Source organism: Rhodanobacter glycinis, assembly GCF_900114325.1.
Taxonomy (GTDB): domain Bacteria; phylum Pseudomonadota; class Gammaproteobacteria; order Xanthomonadales; family Rhodanobacteraceae; genus Rhodanobacter_A; species Rhodanobacter_A glycinis.
In genome coordinates this window covers 1-15,935 of the sequence record NZ_FOSR01000006.1, presented here as the reverse complement: position 1 = coordinate 15,935, position 15,935 = coordinate 1, and the positions used below count along the sequence as shown (strand labels likewise).

Below are 15,935 nucleotides of genomic sequence, written 5' to 3'. Positions count from 1 at the left end.
TGCGCTACGCTGCGGCGGAGCCACCCGGGTAGTCGAGCGTGGCGAAGGGGCGGGGCGATTCGTGCTGTGCCGTTCCTTAGGTTCCAGGGATATCCGTTCCATCCGTGCGAGGTTTTCATGATGCGCCGTGCATTCGCCTGTTCGATCCACATGTTGCTGGGCTTGGCCGTTGTCGCCGCTCCGCTGCCGCTGCTCGCCGCGGGTTCTTCGGTGCCGGTGGTGCACACGGAAGCCGGTGCATTGTCCGGCGTCCATGTCGCCGCAGCGGGCCTGGGCGAGTTCAAGGGCATTCCGTACGCCGCGCCGCCGGTCGGTTCCCTGCGCTGGAAGCCGCCGCAACCGATGACGGCCTGGAGTGGTGTGCGCAAGGCCGACCACTTCGGTCCGCGTTGCATGCAGCGGCCGTTGTTCGGCGACATGGTGTTCCGCTCCGACGGCATGAGCGAGGACTGCCTGTACCTCAACGTGTGGCGACCCGCGCACAGCGCAGGCAAGAAGCTGCCCGTGCTGGTGTATTTCTACGGTGGCGGTTTTGTCGCGGGCGACGGTTCGGAGTCGCGCTATGACGGTGCCAGCCTGGCCCGGCGCGGGATCGTCACGGTCACCGTGAACTATCGGCTGGACGTGTTCGGCTTTCTCGCGTTGCCGGCGCTGGCTGACGAGTCACCGCAACACGCCACCGGCAATTACGGCCTGCTCGACCAGGCTGCCGCGCTGCGCTGGGTCCATCAAAACATCGCCGCGTTTGGCGGCAACCCGGCGAAGGTCACCATCGGCGGCGAGTCGGCCGGTTCCATGTCGGTCTCGGCCTTGATGGCTTCGCCGTTGTCGAAGGGATTGATGCAGCAAGCCATCGGTGAGAGCGGCTCCGTGCTCGGCAATCTGAAGCCGCGACCGCTGGCGCAGACCGAGAAAGAAGGCCAGGCATTCGAGCAACACGTCGGCGCGCATTCCCTGGCCGATTTGCGTGCGATGAATGCGAGCGTCTTGATCAAGGCCTGCGGTGACAAGGGCGTGGCCGAATTCAGCCCCACGATCGACGGCTATTTCCTGCCGCGTTCGCCCGAGGCGATCTACCAGGCCGGCGAGCAGGCGCACATTCCGCTGCTGGTGGGCTCGAATTCGCAGGAAGACTATTACGCCGACCTGTTCAACGGCAGGGCGCCCACGCCAGCCAACTATCGCGCCGTGCTGGAGAAGCAATTCGGCGCGCATGCCGCCGAGGCGCTGAAGCTTTATCCGGGCAATACCGCGGCCGAAGTGAAGACGTCCGGCACGGCGCTGGCTGGCGACCAGTTCATCGCCTTCGCCACCGGACGCTGGATGCAGCTGCAACGCCAGACCGGTCACGCGCCGGTGTATTACTACTATTTCGACCAGGCGCGTCCGGCCAAGCGTGATGGCAGCGCCGGCCCCGATCCGGGCGCGGTGCACAGCAGCGAGATCGAATTCGCGCTGGGCAACCTGTCCGGCAACCACGTCTTCGCGTGGACCGCCACCGACCGCAAGGTGTCGGCCACGATGGAAGGCTACTGGGCCAACTTCATCAAGACCGGCAACCCCAACGGTGCGGGCCTGCCGCACTGGCCGGCGACAGCGGACAAGGATGGCGGCCTGCTGCGCCAGGTGATCGGCGCGGACACGCATACCCGCGTCGATCATGCCGTGACGCGCTACGACTTCCTGCAGCGCGTGGAGCCCGACGCGCATCTTTGATGTGTATGGTGTCCGCCCCGAAAGCCGCGAACGTTTCGGAGCGGAGTCATTCGGCCAGGCCGTGCCCATTCGTTCCGCCGCATCCACCTGTCCATTCCATTGTCGAGACGATGCATGTCCACCCAAGGATCCTTGCCGGGCTTCGAGCCGGATCAACCCACCGACCGATTCTTCCTGGCGATATTCCCCGACGCACGCCATGCCGCCAGCCTGGCTACGCTGGCGGATGGCTTTCTCGGCAAGCACGGCCTGGGTGCCGGAGCGGTCGCCGCCTCGCGGCTCCATGTCACGCTGTTCCACCTGGGTGATTACGCGGGCCAGCCGCCCGGGTTGGTGGAGCATGCCGGCCAGGCACTTTCGCGGCTGGTGGCCGAGCCGTTTACCATCCGCTTCGACCAGGCTGGCAGCTTCGGGAACCACCGCTCCAAAAGCCCGCTCGTGCTTGCCGCGAGCGAGGGCAACGAGACGTTGCATGCATTGCACGGGCAACTGGCAATGCATTTGCGGGCCCATGGCCTGGGACAGTCGACGCATGGCTCCTTCGTGCCGCACATGACCGTGGCTTACGGCAAGGCGCTGCTTCCGTTCGAGACGATCGAGCCGATTTCATGGCCGGCAGGTGAGGTGCGGCTTGTCCACAGCCTGCTGGGCAAGACACGGCACATCCCGTTGGCCAGTCGTGCTTTGGCCGGTGGCTGAGGCGTCGCTGCGGCGGGTGCGGTGAATGGACCTTCCAGGTCGGGAGACCGCCTTGCATATTGAAAAAGCGACCATCGAGGAGGCGCTGGCCTGCTTCGCCATTCGCCGCGAAGCCATTCTGGCCCGATGCACTGGCTTCTATCCCCAGCGTGATCTGGCGATCTGGACGTCGGGAGCGATGTCGGAGGCATTTGCCAGGCGCGTGGCGGAGCACTTCCACGTCGCGGTGGCCGATGGCCAGGTCGTGGGCACCGGCATGATTGATCTCGCAACAGGAAAGGTCGATGCGATCTTTGTCTTGCCCGGGTACATGGGGCGAGGCGTGGGACGCGCCATGATGGAGCATCTGGAAAGCCTTGCGCTTGGCGCTGGACTTGGCAGTATCCACCTCGAGTCCACGTTGAATGCCGTCGCGTTCTATCGGTCGCTGGGGTTTGAGGGGGAAGGCCAATCGATCTATGAATCGTCTTTGGGCGTACGCCTTGCATGCGTACCCATGGCAAAGCCGTTGCGGGATGGACCGGTTCCGGCCCCATAGGCCCGGCGGAAATGGAAGGCGCCCGTTGAAATCGCCGGCGAGCTTGTTGCTACTTGTGGTGACTGTGCGCTTCCAGAGCGGTCGAATTCGCTGACTGGCCCGGCGCGCAGGATTGTCGATTTCCGATCATCCGCTTCGTCGTCAATGCATTCCCACCCAATGGATCTCCCATGAAATATCTCGGACTGGCCTACTTCACGCCCGAAAAATTTGCCGCGATGGCGCCCGCTGACGTCAAGGCACTGGTGAGCCAATGTCCGGCACTGGACGAGAAGATGCGCGCGACCGGCAAGGTTCTGGTTTCCGCATCGCTTGGCGATCTGGACGGCTGGCGGACGCTTCGCCCTCGCGGCGGCAAGACGCAGGTCAGCGACGGGCCTTATACCGAGTCGAAGGAAGTGGTGGGCGGCCTGTTCATCATCGAGGCGGACAGCCGTGACGAAGCGCTGCGCATCGCATCCATGCATCCGGCTGCCACGCTGGGCGAGGAAGGCGGGTGGGCCGTCGAGCTGATCCCCATGGATTTCTATCTGGCTGGATGAGGGCGTGGGCGCGCGTTCCGCGCGTGTATTGGCGCTGGTCTCATCCGCGAACACTTCCCGGCTTCGTGAGTCATCGTGGCGATGTCCGCGAGTCGATGATGGTCAGGGTGCCGACGCACTGATCACCATTGATGGGTCAAGCGGATCAACTTCACCGGTGCGCGCTGGGCATCCGGATACGTGTGCGCTGGCGGTACAGCTTCCAGACTGCGTCGATAACGATGAACAGCACGACCAGTTCGAGGCCGCCCTTGGCGCCCTTGTCGGTGGCCTCGGCCAGGAAGATCGGTCCGGCCGCAACCCACCACAGCAGCAGCGCCACGAAGGCCATGCTTACCGCGATGTGAGTCCATCGCATCGGTGGCGACCAGCGTCCTCGGTGGAACACCAACGCCAGGGTGATGAAGCTGGCCAGCCAGAGCGGCAGGACCCACGGCGCCCGTGTGTGCAGGAAACCGGCGTCGAAGGCGAAGACCTGCGCGAGTGGGGCGGGCATGCGGTGGGCGATCCATGGCAGGGCGGTTACCAGAGCGGCGCCGACAAGGAACCACGCGAGGCCCACGGCCAGCGAGCCGCGATGAATCCGTTCGGGATCGACTACCCGGGGCCGCCAGCCGGGCTTGAACAGCCCCGTTTGCCGGATGCCTGCGGCGATCACGGCAAGCATGGCGAGGAAACCGGGCCACCACAGCGCGCCCAGTCCCCAACTGAACCACCAGCCGGCCAGTGGCGCACCCTGGAATACGCGCGGCAGGGTCAACGCCCATTGCAGCACGATGCCGACGACCGACAGCAGCACGAATGAGCGGGTCTGCTCGGCGGGGATGATCACGACGCCAGGCGGGCGATAGCGTGCGGCGACTTCGGCCGGCGTGCCGAAGTCCCGCAACATGGCCAGCACCAGTGCGTCATCGGCAGGGTTGGCATGGCTCTCGGCACGCTCGGCCAGCATGTCGGCGAGCAGGCCGCGAAGTTCCAGGCCGATCCCGTTGCGTTCTCGACCGGGCAAACGGCGCATCACATCGAGGACATAGGCTTCGATCACGTCATTCGGGTTCATGTTCCGCTCCCTTCAGCAGGCCGCCCATGGTGGCGACGAGGTCGCTCCACACGGTCGTGAGATTGGCGAGCAGCGCCTCGCCGGCGTCGTTCAGGTGGTAGTAGCGGCGCGGCGGGCCATCGTCGATGCGCCACTCGGAGGCCAGCAGCCCCTGCTTTTCCAGCCGCCGGAGCAGGGGATAGAGCGTTCCCTCCTCGATCGGCATGCCGCGCTGGGCCAAGGCCTGGCGCAGGGAGTAGCCGTATTGCGCACTTCGCAGCTGCGAGAGCACCGCCAGTACCAACGCGCCGCGCCGCAGCTCAAGCTCCAGCTTGGACAAGGGGTTTTCGTGAGTCGGAGCCATGCGGTGCTCTGTAGAGTTTCGTGCAAAGTACATAGCTACACACAGTATGTCAACGGCATGCGCTGGAGGCGAGGCCGCAGCGCCGTATCGCGATGGCATGGCGGCGGCCTGCGCCGGCTTTTGCACGCGGATGGCCTTGCCGGCATGGCCCATCCGGCCTGCTCCATATCGGGGTGTCGTGGTGTTAAGTTGGGGCAATCATTTGCCTGTCCGTGGAGTCCGTCATGTCCCTTGTTTCCTTTGCCGGGTTGTCGGCGGGTGCGCGTCGTCCCGCCATTCGCCTTGCCGTGGCCGTATCGGTGGCGCTCGCCGCCAGCACGGCCTTTGCGCAGGTCTCGCGCAGCGCCAACGTGCCGCCGCCGCAGGACACGCCGTACCCGGGCACCATCGCCCTGCATGTGGATGCCAGCGATACGCGACAAGGCATCTTTCGCGTGCACGAAACGATTCCGGTGCAGGCGGGCAAGCTGACGCTGCTGTTCCCGCAGTGGATTCCCGGCGAGCATTCGCCAAGCGGCCCGGTCGACATGCTGGCCGGCCTGGACGTGACGGCAAACGGCAAGTCGCTGAAGTGGGTGCGCGACGAGTACGACGTGTATGCCTTTCACCTCGACGTGCCCGCAGGTGTGTCCAGCATCGACGTGAACTTCCAGTTCCTGTCCAGCCGTGGCGAGGGTTCGGCTGAAATGACCGACCGCATGCTCGACCTGGAATGGAACAAGATGGCGCTGTATCCGGCCGGGCATTTCTCGCGCGACATCACCTTCAAGCCCAGTGTGACGCTGCCCGGTGGATGGAAGTTCGGCACCGCGCTGGAGACGGCTTCGACGTCCGGTAATACCACCACCTTCAAGCCGGTACCGTTCAACACCCTGGTTGATTCGCCGATGTATGCGGGGCTGTACTTCAATCGCGTCGACCTCAACCCGGGTGGCAAGGCGCCGGTGCATCTGGATGTCGTTGCGGACGCGCCGAAGTACCTGGTGATGTCGCCGGAACAGCTGAAGGTGCATCGCGCGCTGGTGACGCAGGCCGTGAAGCTGTTCGGTTCGCATCATTACGACCACTACGACTTCCTGTTCTCGCTGTCCGACCAGCTCGGCGGCAATGGCCTGGAGCATCACCAGTCCAGCGAGGACGGCATGGGCCCCGACTACTTCACGGCATGGGCCGACAACGCGCCGAATCGCGACCTGCTGGCGCACGAATACGTGCATTCGTGGAACGGCAAGTTCCGCCGTCCGGCTGACTTGTGGACGCCCAACTTCAACGTGCCGATGGGTGATTCGCTGCTGTGGGTCTACGAGGGTCAGACGCAGTACTGGGGCTTCGTGCTGACCGCGCGCTCGGGCATGTGGACGCCGGAACAGTTCCGCGATGCGCTGGCCATGGTCGCGGCCAACTACGACCGCAATCGCCCCGGTTTCGACTGGCGCACGATGGAAGACACCACCAACGACGCCACCGCTGCGCACCGCGCGGGCCTGCCGTATCGCAGCTGGCAGATGAGCGAGGAGTACTACAGCGCCGGGCAGATGATGTGGCTGGCCGTGGACGCCAAGATCCGCGCGCTGACGCATGACAGCAAGTCGCTGGACGATTTCGCGCGCGCGTTCTTCGGCGTCGACAACGGCAGCTTCGTGACCAGGACCTACACGTTCGACGACGTGGTGGCGGCACTGAACGGGGTGGCGAAATACGACTGGACCTCGTACCTGCATTCGTTCGTCGACGAACGCCAGCCACCGTTGCTGGATGGCGTGAAGGGCTCGGGCTGGAAGCTGGTCTACACCGACAAGGAAAGCCCGTACGAGAAGCAGTACGAGAGCCGACCGGAATCGCCACGGCACATCTTCAACTTCACCTGGTCGATCGGCATGACCCTGACCAAGAAGGGTCAGGTCAATGACGTGCGCTGGAACGGACCGGCATTCAAGGCCGGCGTCAGCACCGGCGCCACGCTGGTGGCGGTGAATGGCGAAGCCTATTCGAGCGACGTGTTGAAGAACGCGATCACCGCGGCAAAGGACAGCAAGTCACCGATCCGGTTGCTGTTCAAGTACCAGGGCGCAGTCCGCACCGTGCCGGTGGATTACCACGGCGGCCTGCAGTACCCGCATTTGGTGCGCGTCGCGGGCACGCCGGATTACCTCAGCCAGATCATCGCCGCGCGCAAGTAGGCTTGGCCTGGTCCGTCGGCGTGATGCTTCGGCGAAATCAGCCGGGGCATCGCGCGGATTTGGAGTGGCGTGTCGCGTCGGCGGCGTGGGCTCGGTGCGTATGAAAACCCATCCTCACGCCGCCATGGCCAGGTAGGTGACCGCCCGCGGGCAATGCTCTGTTCTGATACCTGTTGAAGGTAAAAGCATCGCCCGCGAGCGGGCTCCTGCACTTGATGGGTGCGGATCTTTCATCGGTGCTCACTGCTTTGTGGCGGCGTTGCGTTGTGCCGGCATCATCGCGTACAGGACTTCGGTCGCGGGCACGGCGGAGGCGGTGGCAATCGTCGTTACCGAATCATGGGGAGAGGCGACCTTGTAGCCACGTTTCTGCAGATGTTGCAGCAGGGCGTCGGGCGTTGCATGGAACACGGGTGCCAGGTCGGCCACGCTTGCCTCGGTCATCAAGGCCACGGTCTGGAAAGCCGGGTTGCCGCCGCGGCCCTTGCCGGCAGTCAGCGCAAATGGCACGGCCACCAACAGCGACAGCGCCAGCGGGATGAACAAGGTCTTGCGCTTGGCGTATGCCAGCAGCGGCTTCCAGTTTTTCCACAGGTGCAGGACGAAGGGCGCCAGCAGCAACAGGCTCAGCCACTCGTGCATGGCGTGAAAAGTCCGTGGCGCCCAGTGGAAGAAAAGCGCGACGCCCGAAACGGTGGAGACGGCGAACAGGCCGGCTGTCAACGGCGTGCCGTAGCGGTGCATGAAGTGGCTGAAGGTCATGTCGGTTTGCTATCGATAAAAAGGCTCCAGTCATGATAATGATATTCGTTATCATTTACGAGCATGGCCAGCATGGCTGGCGATGGAGCTCAGTTCTCGATCCCGGCGATACCGTGTGCGCGCTCTGCTTGCGCACAACGTTGGGCCAGCGAGGAAAACGCCAGCCGGTAGGCATGGCCGAGGCTGTCGAGCAATGTGCCGGCGATGGCCACGAATTCCGTCGGGCCGTCGCTTGGCTGGGCCACGCGGGGACAGCGTCGCCGCAGGTAGCCGCCGATGCTGTCGCCGTCAAGCAGGCTCTGTGGAATGTCGTCGCACTTGCGCAGCAGGCGCAGCGAGTGCTCCTGGCACGCGATCATCGCGTCTTGCCGGATGCGCTCCAGTCCCTTGTGTTGCGCGACGTCGCCGGTGCCTTCGAACTGACTGGCCACGATCCATGCTTCCTGCAGCGACTCCACGTCGGCGTACAGCGTGCTCAGCGCGAACAGTGGCTCGTGGCGCAAGTTGGCCGCTCTCAATGCCAATTCGATGCGGCGTCGGTAGAGTCCCGCCGTGCGCAACAAGGCCTGTCGTGACGGCGTCTGCCAATCGATGATCCGCTGGTACTCGGGTAGATGACGTTGTTCGTCGAAACCTTCCACCCGGCTGAGAGGGAAGGGGATGCCATGGCGTTCCAGCAATCCCGCGAAGGCGATGCGTGCGCGTCGCCCTGCTTCCTGTTCGGCCTTGGCCCAATCCTGGGTGATGGCGGGCGAGTGCAGGCGCAATTCGTCGATGCAGGCCTGCCAGGACAACTTGCCCAGATCATCAGGCAAGGGGCGTTGTAATGGTAACCACGGCCGCGCATGCCATTGCCGCCCGGTCCAGCGGCGCAGGTCCGAGTGCGCGTCGTCGCGTTGTGCGCCAAGTCGTGTGACGATCTCGGTGTCGCACAATTCGGCATTGCGAAAGTCCACGCCCAGCAGACGGTAATAGGCGCGGGTCGCGTCGCGGCAATGCTCGACGAAACGGTCGAACAGCACCGCGGCGGGGCGCGCATCGCTGAACATGCCCGGAGCCTGCAGCGATTGCGCATGGCGGATGCGTTCCAGGTCGGCCGGATGACTGTCCCAATAACGGGTGGTGCCGTAACCGAGACCTCGCCTGAGTGTGGCCCACGCAGACGTATCGTAGCCGTCCACCTGAGCAGCGACCGCTTGTGGCATGTCGCGCAACAGCTTGTGCTCGCGCCAGGTGCTGGCGTTGCGCTTGTCCACTTCGCCGAAGGCGCGGGCCAGCGCGCGCAAGCGCAACGCGGTGTCGCCAAAGGCGGTGCTGCCGGCCAGTACGGCCTCGTAGCGGTCGGCATCGAATTCCATCTGGCGCGACAGCGATTGCGATAGGCGAAAGCTCAACTGGAACAGGCCGGCCAGCAACAATCGCGAGCCGCCGATGCCGGCACGCGTAACGATCATTATGGTGCGCACCACGAATTCATCGTTTTCGTGCGCCCATTGTTCCAGTCGCTCGACCCACGGGTCGGGTCGATGGGCGCGCTGGTACAGCCACGCGTTGACATGGTTGATCAGGAAGCTGCAGCGCATGCCAAGGCGCTGCGCGAAGTGGCCGAACTCATGCGCAAGTACGCCGAGGAATTGCTGGCTGCTCAAGCCGGCGACCAATGGCAGGCCGATGGTGAGCACCTTGCGGCCGTTGAAAAAGCCGGCCCAGCCACCTTCGAAATGCACGCTGGCATTGACTTCGTTGGACAGGCGCAGGGCAACCGGCGGGCGGATGCCGATAGCTTCGGCGAGCCTATGGATGGCCTGCAACAGGCGTGGTTCCTCGCCCGGGTCCAGCAGCAGGCTGCGTTCCCTGGTAGCGCCCATCGGCAGCATCGGCCGCAGCAGGAACAGCAGCAGGAGGGCGCCACTCGCACCGGGCAACGCGTAAAGCACGAACATGGGCCAGAAGCCGCGTACGTGGAAGCTGGTGAAATCGTGCACGTGCCACAGATACCAGACCAGCCCGTAGCCGAACAGCGTGACCATGGCCAGATAAAGCAACGGGATCAGCACGCAGCAGAGCGTCACCAGTACCAGTCGCAAGGCATAGCCCGGGCTGGGGCGTCGTCGGGGAAATCCCCTGGCAAGCGACGTGACGAGGTCGGACAGCGGATCAGCGGTCGTCGCTGTCGCAGCTGCGGGCGATGAGGTGGCAGAAGTGGCCGCAGGCGAAGCCGACGGAATGTCGGCGGTGACAGCCTGCTTTTCCTTGTGTGCCGCCAGGCCCGCGAGCGTAAGTATCTGATGCAGGTGATCGGCTTCATCGTGGTTCAAGCCGGCTTTCACCACCCGTCGGGCCGGTGGCAGCATGGTTTGCACTTGGGTGGGGCGCAGTTTCAGCTGCCGGAGCAACGCCTCGGCGATGCTTTCCGGGGTGTGTCCGGGAAGCGCCTCACCGGTGAGCCTGACCCGATAGGTCTCCATGACATTCCTTTGCGTAATTTCTTGCGATATTCACAAAATCCCATGCCGTCGACAATAGGAAAATGTGCGGGTTCGCCGAGCGCGTGCGAAGGTCGCCATCTGTTCTGAAAGGCACCCGCGGTCGAGCCGCCACGGGCGAAACGATGGCAAGGCGTCAGGGGTTCCATGGCAACGGGCGAGGTTCACCGGCGCCGATATCGGGACAGCGCGATAGCTGTCCCGATGGTTGCGGGTGCTGCTTACGATTTCGGCGTGGTGATCAGGTGCAGGCTCTGATCGGCCAGGTAAAGGCCGTTGTCGGGGAGTGCGTCGGCGCTGCCGGGGACGGACGCTTCCGGCTTCAGCCATGAAATCTTTTCGCGCGGGCCGGGAAGATAGGCTGTCCAGGTGCCGTAACTGCGCGCTTTTGCCTTGCCCATCTCATGGAGCGTGTAGGAAACCGGTATGCGCACGATCCAGGCTTGCCGCGTTGCAGCCGCTCCGCTGGCAGGCACGTTGTAGGTCCAGTGGGACGCGGCGCGCACCGAGGCGTCGGCGAAGTCCTTGCGCCACATCCGCATCAGCATTTCGGGGCCTCTGACGCGCAGGTTGACCTGCTCGGCGGCAACCTGGTCCACCTTGCCTTGCCGGTTGATGCGCGCCACCAAGTAGACGGTGCCGGATACGCGTTCCTTGATCTCCCGTCCCGGGTAATGCGGCAGCGTTTGATTTTTGATGGTCAGTCCATACGTGTTGGCCGCATTGCCGAACCATTGACTGGCGATGCGCAGCGCAAAGTGGTCCTTGTCCGTCGGCGTGGCGACGATCCGCAAATGCATGGCCGCTTTCGCGGCGACGGCGTGGCCGTGGTCGATGACGGGCTCGAAGCGCCAGTGCGGCACGTTTTGGGTCAGCAACTGCTGCACCGGGGCAGGCAAGGTCGCCAGCTTGTCCACGGTGTAGGACTGGACTGCGCCCTGCGGGCTGACGGTGATGCTGCCGGCCAGCAGCATGCTGGCCTCGGCTTGTGCCGGTGGCGTGTGGGCAAGCGCCGGCATCAGGCCCGGCAGTACGAGTAGCGACAAGGCGGCAAGCAAGGCTTTCATCTGTGAATTCCCCGGTTGGATGACTTCACGGCTGGCGACGAGCACGCCGGCAGGGCGATGTTCGCGGATTTCCCAGCCGTGGATGTAGTCGGGCCAGTTTACTGGCCCGCGCTGGAGAAGGCATGGACGCCAAGTACCGGACATGCCCGCCCACGTCGTGCGATCAAGCCTGGTGCCGGCCCGTCGCGCGTGGCGGGCAACGCCGATAACTCAGCAGCCGCCCGCGAAACGGCGGCTGGTCGTTGGCATCCATCGGGCTGCGTTGTTCGCTGACGGCGTAGCCTTCTGCTTCCATCAGGCGGGTGAACAGCGCGCTGTTGCCGCGGCCGGGGTCGGTGATCAGTATTTCGGCGTCCGGTTTTGCATGGTGTTCCACTACCGCGGCGAGCAGCGCCGCGTGATCGCGTTCGTAGAGGATGTCGCTGCCGATGATGAGGTCGAAGCGCCCCAGCCTGGTATTCGGCTCGTCCCAGCGCAGCGAGCGATAGCGCACGGCCGGCAAGTCATTCAGCGCCGCGTTGTAGGCCAGGAACACTTCGGCCAGCGGATGGATGTCGCTGGCGGTGATGTCGGCGCCGTGCCGTTGCAGCAGCAGGCTGGCCAGGCCAAGGCCGCAGCCAAGTTCGAGGATGCGCTTGTGACCGGTGGCATGGCGGCTCATCGCTTCGGCGAGCAGTCGCCCGGCCGGCCAGACTTGTCCGAACAGACTCCATTGTGCGGATGAAATGCCCAACCGTTCCGCCTGGTGGCCAGGGTCGGCGAACTGCTGACGGTCCGTGAGCGAGCGGATACGGTAATCCTGCCCGCCCAGGCGGAGGGTGCGAGTGATGGTGGCGTAGCCGGGCACGGTGGATCCGAGGGGTGCGTCCTGCAACACGGGTGTGTGCGGGAGACGTGCGGCGAGGGGCCGGCAAGGGATCGACCGGGGCAGGGGCGTTGTTGCCGCCTTGCCCCATCATAGGCCATGTGGAGTGGGGCCGTTCGCACCGCGAGCGAACTCGGGACCGCCCGGACGCAAACGCCGCGGCATTCCCGGGTGATGCGTTGGCGATGGTGTGACTCTGCGCTGCTTTTCGTTTCCCTCGATAGGGTCACGAATGCGAGGTGGCCGCACCGGTTGGCGTGCTCCCGGTCACCCACTGCCGGAAGAATCCATCGAGATTGCGTCCGCTGGAATGCTCCATGGCGCGCTTGAAATCGGCGGTCGTCACCGACTTGCCCTGGAATGCCCGCGTGTAATCGCGGATGCCGTTCCAGAAGGCCTGCTCGCCAAGCTCGTGCCTGAGCAGGTACAGCACGTAGGCACCCTTCTGGTAAACCACGACACGATCATCCCGGCTCGGGTGGTCCCAGTGCGCATAGACCAGCGGGTGATCCTTGCCGGAGGCCACCAGACCCTCCACGTTCCGCTGCCAGTGTTCGACGATGGCCTGGTAGGCAGCGTCGCCAAACCGGTGCTGGATATACGCCGCCGCCATGAAATCGGCGAAGCCTTCGTTGAGCCAGAAATCGCTCCAACTGCGACAGGTGACCTTGATGCCCCACCATTGGTGGGCCGCCTCGTGGGCGATCAGGTCTTCATCCGCCGGCGTTTGCAGCGCATCGCGGCCGTAAGCCTCCGACAGCAGTGCGAGGCCCGCCATTTCCTGCCCGATGGTGCGGGTGACCAGGGCCTGGTCGTAGCTGTCGCGGTAGGGAATGCCGGCGCGGTCGCCGAAGAATTTCAGCATGTCGCCGGTGTCGGTGAACAACTGTCGAAGCTGATCCGGCGACATGTCCCGTGAGAGAAAACGCATGTCCACGCCATTCGCCCGTGCGTCGGCCTCGTTGAATCTTCCTGCGGCGAATCCGTAGACGTAGCTCGGTACCGGAGCCTGCTGTTGCCAGTGATACAGCACGCGTTGGTCGCCCAGTCGTCGACGCGATATCAGCCGGCCGGTGGCGATGGCTTTGAAATCGTTTGGCAACGCCACGCTCAGATCGAGCGATGCCCGTTGGTCCGGAGCATCCAGGCAAACCAGCCACTGGCTGGTCGAGAAGATCGTGTAGAGCTGTTCCGTTTGCGGATGGAATTCCAGGCCGAAACGAGGTGCACCGTGATAACGAACCTTGATGTCGAGGTGTCTGTTCGTGGCTGGATTGCTGGCCAGCCGGATGTCGAGTCGGTGTCCGGTTTTCTCGAATGAAAGCTTGCGGCCGTGCAGGCTGACCTCGTCGATGGTCAGTTCACCGGCATCGAAGTCGAGCTGGCGCACATTGGCATCGAGTAGGGCGACGCTGATCGTCTCGGTGCCGCGAAGGGTTTTGCGCGGCAAATCCGGATCGAGACGAGCGGTGTAGTGCACGACATGGAAACCCGGGTCGGGCAGCGGCCGGGCATGACCCGGCTGCGCCCAGAGCAGGCCGGCGAAGAGGAGCATTCCCGTCAAAATCCAACTGGATCGCGCGGAGGCATGCATATTGAGGTTCACGATGGAGATGAGGACTGGGTTTGGTCCGGCAGTGCCCGACGTTATCGTGGATTCCTGCTCGGGCGACCTTGTGATGGTGGGACGCTGCATGTTCGGCGGACAAGTGCGGGAATCCGAGCCAGCCTGCAAAGCCGAAAATTCATGACCTCGCGGCGTTCACTGCGCCGGAAAAAGCATCGAACGATGGGCGGAGAAACCGGCCATCGTGCCGTCGCCCACGGCCAGGGCGACGTTGCCAGCCATGCGCGCCGCATCGCCGCAGGCGAAGACGCCGGGCACGGAGGTTTCCTTCATCGCGTCGGTGCGAATGAACGAGCCCATCGGGCTGTCCTCGAAGGCGCAGCCCAGCTGCTCGGCGAGCGGGCTGGCCATGTGGATGCGGGAGGCAGTGAACAGGCCGTCGAACGCGATGCGCTGCCCGCCGGACAATTCGACCGTGGCGGTTTCCACGATGCGTTCGACGCGCCGTGGCTCGATGATCACGCCTTTGGTGGCGAGGGCGATGCGTTCCGTTTCATCGGGCTCGAAGGTTTCGTTGGTGAAGAACGTCACCTTGCCCCAGTCCGGCAGCATCATGGCGTGATGCATGGACAGCGGGCCGACCGCGAGTATGCCGATGCGGCCTTCGTTCAATTCGTAGCCGTGGCAATACGGGCAGTGGAAGACACTGCGTCCCCAGCGTTCGGCCAAGCCTTCCAGTTCCGGCAATTCGTCGACCACGCCGGTGGCAAGCACCAGGCGCTTGGCGTGGTACGGCCGGTCGGCGACATGCGCGATGAAGCCGTCGTTGGCGGCTTCGGCACGCGTGGCGTCACCGTCCAGCCATTGCACGTTCGGATAAGCCAGCAGTTGTGCCTTGCCGTCGGCAACGATGGCGCCGGGCGCGCGGCCGTCCTGGCCCAGGAATCCGTGCGCGGCCTTGGCAAAGCGATTGCGACGCAGGCCAGCGTCCACCACCAGCACGCGTTGGCGGGCTCGGGCCAGGATCAGGGCGGCGGACAGTCCGGCGTAGCTGCCGCCGACCACGATGGCGTCGAAGCTGTTCGGCATGGTTTCAATGGTCATGGACGGATTTCCTTCGCATCTTCGCGGCGCGATGGTTGAAGTCACGGGAGAGGTCGGCCAGCGTCACGGTGCCCAGTCGCTGGACCAGCAATTCTTCGGCCTCGCGAAAGGCCTCATCCAGAGCTTGGTTGACGGCTTGCTCGACCAGGCATTGGGGATGTTCGCTGCGGTTGCCCATGGCGAAGACACTGGGCGAACCCACCGCGTCGTAGATGTCGCGCAAGGTCACGGCGTGCAAGTCACAACTGATCGACCAGCCACCGCCATGCCCCTTCACCGATGTCACATAGCCCAGTTCACGCAGCCCGGAAAGCGTGCGGCGCACCACGGCAGGGTTCGTGCCCAGGTAGCCGGCCAGCTCTTCGGAAGTCAGCGACCGTTCGGCATGGGCCATGTGCAGCAACACATGCAGGATGGAGGAAAGCTTGCTGTCACGTCTCATGTAACAAACGATAGCACATGAAATGCGAATTTTGCGAAAGGACCACTCAAGCCGCCCTGGCCAGCCTCGCGCGGAAACCAGGTGATGGGCGCTGGCGGCACTTCGGCTTGCTTGCCATTCGCTGCGCAAGCCTTCGGCTGCGCGAGTTGGGCAGAGGCGATCAGAGCTCTGGCCGGACATCATCACTGCGCTGGTGATGATCAGGGATACCAAGTTCTAGCAGGCTGTTGAGAATGTCGATTTCAAAGCTGCAGCGATAGAGTTTTTCTATCGCAGCAGGTGCATGTCCGTTTGGGTGAAGACCCTTTTCCAGGTTCCGGGCGCACGCCTCCCGTCGCGGCTCACGTTGGCGATGGATTCCACCACTCGCCAATGCCGCCGAGTCGGATCAGGTTGTATGCCGCAAACGTCCACGTCACCCAACCACGCACCTTGGGCAGCGATACCAGCGGCAACTTGTCCAGCCCGCCAACAGTCTTGATCCAGCCAAAACCCTGCTCGATGCGCTTGCGTACCTGAAGACTCATCGCGTACCCCTTGCCGCGCGCCTTGCGCGCATCGATG

Annotated in this window: 15 protein-coding genes; 5 read left to right on the top strand and 10 right to left on the bottom strand. The window is 64.1% G+C overall.

The window, feature by feature from the left end; genetic code table 11:
• Nucleotides 1-117: 117 nt before the first annotated feature.
• The 4 genes from BMY90_RS08020 to BMY90_RS08005 all read left to right on the top strand — a co-directional run bounded on the left by BMY90_RS08020 (nucleotide 118) and on the right by BMY90_RS08005 (nucleotide 3,495).
• Nucleotides 118-1,716, top strand: a complete 1,599-nt coding sequence (locus BMY90_RS08020; RefSeq protein ID WP_092703099.1) for a carboxylesterase/lipase family protein — start codon at nucleotides 118-120, stop codon at nucleotides 1,714-1,716.
• Between the two features lie 114 nt (nucleotides 1,717-1,830).
• Nucleotides 1,831-2,415, top strand: coding sequence for an RNA 2',3'-cyclic phosphodiesterase (gene thpR, locus BMY90_RS08015; RefSeq protein WP_008213154.1), 585 nt, complete (start codon nucleotides 1,831-1,833; stop codon nucleotides 2,413-2,415).
• Nucleotides 2,416-2,467: 52 nt separating this feature from the next.
• On the top strand, nucleotides 2,468-2,953 hold the full coding sequence (locus BMY90_RS08010; protein ID WP_175481528.1) for a GNAT family N-acetyltransferase: 486 nt from the start codon (nucleotides 2,468-2,470) through the stop codon (nucleotides 2,951-2,953).
• A 170-nt stretch (nucleotides 2,954-3,123) separates the two neighbouring features.
• Nucleotides 3,124-3,495 (top strand): YciI family protein, encoded by a 372-nt coding sequence (locus BMY90_RS08005; protein WP_008213150.1) that lies wholly within the window; start codon nucleotides 3,124-3,126, stop codon nucleotides 3,493-3,495.
• A 151-nt stretch (nucleotides 3,496-3,646) separates the two neighbouring features.
• Here the strand turns inward: BMY90_RS08005 and BMY90_RS08000 are convergent, their stop codons facing one another.
• Together BMY90_RS08000 and BMY90_RS07995 are read right to left on the bottom strand one after the other, a co-directional pair.
• On the bottom strand, nucleotides 3,647-4,555 hold the full coding sequence (locus tag BMY90_RS08000) for a hypothetical protein (protein ID WP_092703095.1): 909 nt from the start codon (nucleotides 4,553-4,555) through the stop codon (nucleotides 3,647-3,649).
• A complete protein-coding gene (locus BMY90_RS07995; RefSeq protein ID WP_008213144.1) occupies nucleotides 4,542-4,874 on the bottom strand; it encodes a PadR family transcriptional regulator in 333 nt (110 codons plus the stop codon). Before BMY90_RS07995 ends, BMY90_RS08000 begins: the two co-directional genes overlap by 14 nt.
• A 248-nt stretch (nucleotides 4,875-5,122) precedes the next feature.
• On the opposite strand from BMY90_RS07995, the gene BMY90_RS07990 reads away from it, so the two are divergent.
• The gene (locus tag BMY90_RS07990; RefSeq protein ID WP_092703092.1) at nucleotides 5,123-7,078 is read left to right on the top strand and encodes a M61 family metallopeptidase; all 1,956 of its coding nucleotides are present in this window, start codon (nucleotides 5,123-5,125) and stop codon (nucleotides 7,076-7,078) included.
• Nucleotides 7,079-7,318: 240 nt separating this feature from the next.
• On the opposite strand, the gene BMY90_RS07985 is transcribed toward BMY90_RS07990, so the two are convergent.
• The 8 genes from BMY90_RS07985 to BMY90_RS07950 form a co-directional block, all read right to left on the bottom strand.
• A complete protein-coding gene (locus tag BMY90_RS07985; RefSeq protein ID WP_008213143.1) occupies nucleotides 7,319-7,840 on the bottom strand; it encodes a DUF4405 domain-containing protein in 522 nt (173 codons plus the stop codon).
• 89 nt (nucleotides 7,841-7,929) lie between these two features.
• A complete protein-coding gene (locus BMY90_RS07980) occupies nucleotides 7,930-10,308 on the bottom strand; it encodes a M48 family metallopeptidase (protein ID WP_092703090.1) in 2,379 nt (792 codons plus the stop codon).
• Between the two features lie 239 nt (nucleotides 10,309-10,547).
• Nucleotides 10,548-11,300 (bottom strand): energy transducer TonB, encoded by a 753-nt coding sequence (locus BMY90_RS07975; RefSeq protein ID WP_157618125.1) that lies wholly within the window; start codon nucleotides 11,298-11,300, stop codon nucleotides 10,548-10,550.
• A 256-nt stretch (nucleotides 11,301-11,556) separates the two neighbouring features.
• On the bottom strand, nucleotides 11,557-12,240 hold the full coding sequence (locus BMY90_RS07970) for a class I SAM-dependent methyltransferase (RefSeq protein WP_092703344.1): 684 nt from the start codon (nucleotides 12,238-12,240) through the stop codon (nucleotides 11,557-11,559).
• Between the two features lie 244 nt (nucleotides 12,241-12,484).
• A complete protein-coding gene (locus tag BMY90_RS07965) occupies nucleotides 12,485-13,813 on the bottom strand; it encodes a M1 family metallopeptidase (RefSeq protein WP_092703086.1) in 1,329 nt (442 codons plus the stop codon).
• 207 nt (nucleotides 13,814-14,020) lie between these two features.
• The gene (locus BMY90_RS07960; RefSeq protein ID WP_092703084.1) at nucleotides 14,021-14,929 is read right to left on the bottom strand and encodes an NAD(P)/FAD-dependent oxidoreductase; all 909 of its coding nucleotides are present in this window, start codon (nucleotides 14,927-14,929) and stop codon (nucleotides 14,021-14,023) included.
• Complete coding sequence (locus tag BMY90_RS07955) at nucleotides 14,919-15,371, bottom strand: RrF2 family transcriptional regulator (RefSeq protein ID WP_092703082.1); 453 nt, start codon at nucleotides 15,369-15,371, stop codon at nucleotides 14,919-14,921. The genes BMY90_RS07960 and BMY90_RS07955 overlap by 11 nt, the downstream gene beginning before the upstream one ends.
• A gap of 341 nt (nucleotides 15,372-15,712) precedes the next feature.
• A partial coding sequence (locus BMY90_RS07950) for a transposase (protein WP_139201718.1) occupies nucleotides 15,713-15,935 on the bottom strand: 223 nt, incomplete at its 5' end.

Excerpts from the sequence above, each read along its gene's own strand:
- BMY90_RS07960 (WP_092703084.1), bottom strand. The coding sequence starts at position 14,929 with ATGACCATTGAAACCATGCCGAACAGCTTCGACGCCATCGTGGTCGGC.
- BMY90_RS07965 (WP_092703086.1), bottom strand. The coding sequence starts at position 13,813 with ATGCTCCTCTTCGCCGGCCTGCTCTGGGCGCAGCCGGGTCATGCCCGG.
- BMY90_RS07955 (WP_092703082.1), bottom strand. The coding sequence starts at position 15,371 with ATGAGACGTGACAGCAAGCTTTCCTCCATCCTGCATGTGTTGCTGCAC.
- BMY90_RS08000 (WP_092703095.1), bottom strand. The coding sequence starts at position 4,555 with ATGAACCCGAATGACGTGATCGAAGCCTATGTCCTCGATGTGATGCGC.
- BMY90_RS07975 (WP_157618125.1), bottom strand. The coding sequence starts at position 11,300 with ATGCTGCTGGCCGGCAGCATCACCGTCAGCCCGCAGGGCGCAGTCCAG.
- BMY90_RS07985 (WP_008213143.1), bottom strand. The coding sequence starts at position 7,840 with ATGACCTTCAGCCACTTCATGCACCGCTACGGCACGCCGTTGACAGCC.
- BMY90_RS07980 (WP_092703090.1), bottom strand. The coding sequence starts at position 10,308 with ATGGAGACCTATCGGGTCAGGCTCACCGGTGAGGCGCTTCCCGGACAC.
- BMY90_RS08020 (WP_092703099.1), top strand. The coding sequence starts at position 118 with ATGATGCGCCGTGCATTCGCCTGTTCGATCCACATGTTGCTGGGCTTG.
- BMY90_RS07990 (WP_092703092.1), top strand. The coding sequence starts at position 5,123 with ATGTCCCTTGTTTCCTTTGCCGGGTTGTCGGCGGGTGCGCGTCGTCCC.
- thpR (WP_008213154.1), top strand. The coding sequence starts at position 1,831 with ATGTCCACCCAAGGATCCTTGCCGGGCTTCGAGCCGGATCAACCCACC.
- BMY90_RS08005 (WP_008213150.1), top strand. The coding sequence starts at position 3,124 with ATGAAATATCTCGGACTGGCCTACTTCACGCCCGAAAAATTTGCCGCG.